We start from the raw sequence: 2446 nt of genomic DNA, 5'->3' as shown, positions 1-2446 counted from the left end.
CCGTGGGCGCCGCCGAGGCGGACCAGCTCCAGCAGCCGCTCGGCCTCCGGCTTGCGGTCGGCCTTGGCCACCCCGCGCAGCCGCAGCGCCAGCTCAATGTTCTTGCCGGCCGTGAGCCAGGGGAAGAGGGCGTGCTCCTGGAACATCAGGGCGGGGCGGCCCTCGGTGGTGACGGTCCCGGAGGTGGGGGTGTCGAGGCCGGCGATCAGGTTGAGCAGGGTGGACTTGCCGCAGCCGGAGGCGCCGAGGAGGGTGACGAACTCGCCGGGGGCGACGTCCAGGCTGATGTCGTCGAGGATCAGCTGGGGGCCCGCGGGGCCGGGGAAGGACTTGGAGACGTGCTGGGTGCGGACGGCCGTGGTGAGCGCCGCGGTGTGTTCCGCGTGGATGAGTGCGGTCGCCATCGCGGCTCACCTCCCTTGATCGTCGGGGCCGGTACCGGCGGGGGTGACGGGGGGCTTGTGGAGGGATGCGAGGACCCGGTTGAGCGGCCCGAGGTCGTAGATGCCGGTCAGGTCGGGCTTCTCCAGCAGTCCGGCCGCGACCGCGTGCCGGGACTGGGTCTCCAGGGTGGCGGCGAGCGGGTCGTCGGTGACGAGGATCGACGGCCAGGCCCGGTCGATGACCTCGGGCTCCAGTTCCCTGCCGGTGAGGGCCTTGAGGGCGGCGTTGGCGGAGGCCTTGGCCTTCTCGGGGTCGGCGTTGATCCACTCGTTGGTCCTGACCGTGCCGCGCAGGACGGCCTCGACCACGTCGGGGTGCTCCTTGAGGAACTTCTGCGAGACGACCAGGTTCGTGATCACGAACTTCCCGTCGGGCCACAGGTCGCTCTCGTCGAGCAGGACCGCGGCCCCTTCCGCGACCAGCTTGGAGGCGGTGGGTTCGGGCACCCAGGCGCCGTCGACCGAGCCGGAGCGGTAGGCGTCGGGGGTGACGGTGTTGTTGGTGCGGACGACCGAGACGTCCCCGCGGCCGCTGGCGGCGTCCACCTTCCAGCCACGTGCGGCGATCCAGTCGAGGAAGGCCACGTCCTGGGTGTTGCCCAGCTGCGGGGTGGCGATCTTCTTGCCCTTGAGGTCGTCGAGGGTCCTGATCCTCTGCGGGTTCACGACGAGCTTGACGCCGCCGGAGGCGGAGCCCGAGATGATGCGCAGGCTCTGTCCCCTGGACTTCGCGTAGCCGTTGACGGCGGGCGAGGGGCCGATGAAGCCGATGTCGACGGAGCCCGCGTTGAGGGCCTCGATCTCGGCGGGGCCCGCGTTGAAGGTGGTGGTCTTCAGCGCGGTCCCGGCGAGCTCCTTGCGGATCAGGCCCTCGCGTACGCCGACCAGGGCGGTGGCGTGGGTGAGGTTGGGGAGGTAGCCGAGGGTCACGGAGTCCGCGGAGAGCTTCGCGCGGCCCGCGCCGGCCGGGGCCTGGGCGGCGGCCGGGACCTGGTCGGCCCGGGATCCGTAGCCGCAGGAGGCGAGGGCGGCGGCGCAGGCCAGGAGGAGGCCGAGCACGGCGGCGGGTCGACGGCGCCGGCGGCGCGGTGAGGACATCGTCAGACGGTCCGTTCGGTCGCGGTGAAGGCCTCGCCGGCCATGCCGGCGGTCAGGGTGGTCCCGTCGGCCGGGTCGATGAGGAGGAAGGATCCGGTGTGCCGGGAGGCCGCGTAGGCGTCGAGCGCGAGGGGCTCGCCGGTGCGGACGACGACGCGGCCGATGTCGTTGGCGGCCAGCCGGCCGGGCTCGGGGTGCTGGGAGAGGTCGTCGAGGGTCAGCCGGGACGGGATCGCGCGGACGATCGCCTTGACGGTGCGGGTGGTGTGCTTGAGCAGGACCCGCTGGCCGACTTCGAGGGGCCGGTCGGCGACGTGGCACACGGTGGCGGTGACGTCCTGGGTGGTGGCGGGGGCGGCTTCGGCCGGGGCGATGAGGTCGCCGCGGGAGACGTCGACGTCGTCCTGGAGCCGGAGGGTGACGGACTGCGGGGCCCAGGCGGTGTCGACGCTCTCGCCGAGCGCATCGATGCCCTCGATGACGCTGGTGCGGCCGGAGGGGAAGACGGTGACGGACTCTCCGACGCGCAGGACGCCGGAGGCGATCTGGCCCGCGTAGCCGCGGTAGTCCGGGTGCTCGGCGGTCTGCGGGCGGATCACGTACTGGACGGGGAAGCGGGCGGGCCCGGTGGTGAGGCCGTCGCTGACGGGGACGGTCTCCAGGTGCTCCAGGACGGTGGGGCCGCCGTACCAGTCCATGTTCGCGGAGGGTTCGACGACGTTGTCGCCGGCGAGGGCGGAGATCGGGATGGCGGTGATCTCCGGGACGCCGAGTTCCGAGGCGTAGGCGGTGAACTCCTCGGCGATCGTGGCGAAGACGTTCTCCCGGTAGCCGACGAGGTCCATCTTGTTGACGGCGAGGACGACGTGGGGGACGCGCAGGAGGGCGGCGACGGCGGCGTGGCG

At 72.6% G+C, this 2446-nt stretch carries 3 protein-coding genes; all 3 read right to left on the bottom strand.

Annotation, left to right across the window (positions count from 1 at the left end):
* Positions 1–404, bottom strand: a 404-nt coding sequence (locus AB0469_RS41040) for an ATP-binding cassette domain-containing protein (protein WP_366456714.1), incomplete at its 3' end; no start/stop codon positions are given.
* A gap of 6 nt (positions 405–410) precedes the next feature.
* Positions 411–1541, bottom strand: a complete 1131-nt coding sequence (locus AB0469_RS41035) for an aliphatic sulfonate ABC transporter substrate-binding protein (protein ID WP_366456713.1) — start codon at positions 1539–1541, stop codon at positions 411–413.
* 2 nt (positions 1542–1543) lie between these two features.
* The coding region (locus AB0469_RS41030) for a hypothetical protein (protein ID WP_366456712.1) at positions 1544–2446 on the bottom strand (903 nt) is incomplete at its 5' end.

It is taken from the genome of Streptomyces sp. NPDC093801 (assembly GCF_040701585.1).
Taxonomy (GTDB): domain Bacteria; phylum Actinomycetota; class Actinomycetes; order Streptomycetales; family Streptomycetaceae; genus Streptomyces.
The sequence above is the reverse complement of the archived record's forward strand: the minus strand, read 5'-3'. Positions and strand labels throughout refer to the sequence as shown.